This window comes from Streptococcus sp. KR (assembly GCF_002238115.1).
In the GTDB taxonomy this organism is placed as follows: domain Bacteria; phylum Bacillota; class Bacilli; order Lactobacillales; family Streptococcaceae; genus Streptococcus.
This window is the reverse complement of record NZ_NGVM01000083.1, coordinates 1-810: the sequence shown is the minus strand read 5'-3', so window position 1 is coordinate 810 and position 810 is coordinate 1. Positions and strand designations below refer to the sequence as shown.

Sequence of the window (810 nt, the reverse complement as noted above, 5' to 3'; positions counted from 1 at the left end):
AAAAAAAGGCGTCGATCGTGGAAGTCCTGCTATAAACTTCTACAATCAGCCAACAAGTGATACAGCCACTTGAAGCCTTTTAGCGCCAATTTCATAAATATATTTTGAAAGAAAGTTCGGAAATTCGTTTCCTACTTCTTCTATTATATGAAATGAGACTGGTAAATGCAAGATACATAATTGCAAGTTAAAAGGGGTTCAAGTTAAACAACTTGTACCCTTTTTTCTTACTCCTAAAAGGGAGATATGTAATTATGTTTATCAAAGTAGAAATGGATTACTTCAAAGATTCAAATTTAAAGGGTGCAAATGAAATTCTAACTTATTCACTTCTTTGTGACCGTATGAAGGCAAGTAAGAATAATAAAGATTTCTTTGATAAGAAGTTTGGCGATAGTTATATTATTTTTAAGCGTGAAGAGTTAGCTGAATATTTAGACGTAACTGTTAAGACCGTTACTAAAATTTTGAAGAGTTTGGTGAAAAAAGGTTATCTAATTGTAAAACATCAATTTAACGCTGCTTCTAAATTATTCTTACCAAAGTTTGAGAATGAAAAAAGTACTTCTATGCCCGTTAAGGAAGAAATTACCTCTCCCTTTGGGAAGAATTTACCTTCTAACAAGAGTACTTTAACAGATAAATATATAACAGATAATACAAATGATACGTGTTCACGGACTAATTCTCCAAAAGATTCCAACCTCACTCAAAAACCTGATCAAAACAAAGTTATCCAGCAAGCTGAATTAGATGTAATTGCCAATAGTTTAGTGACAAAGGTTCATTTGCCAAAACAAGCCGTTAACA

The 810-nt window shown here is 32.1% G+C and carries 1 protein-coding gene; it reads left to right on the top strand.

The annotated features are described in order from the left end of the window. Nucleotides 1-254: 254 nt before the first annotated feature. The coding region (locus tag CBI42_RS10950) for a replication initiator protein A (RefSeq protein WP_256963800.1) at nt 255-810 on the top strand (556 nt) is incomplete at its 3' end.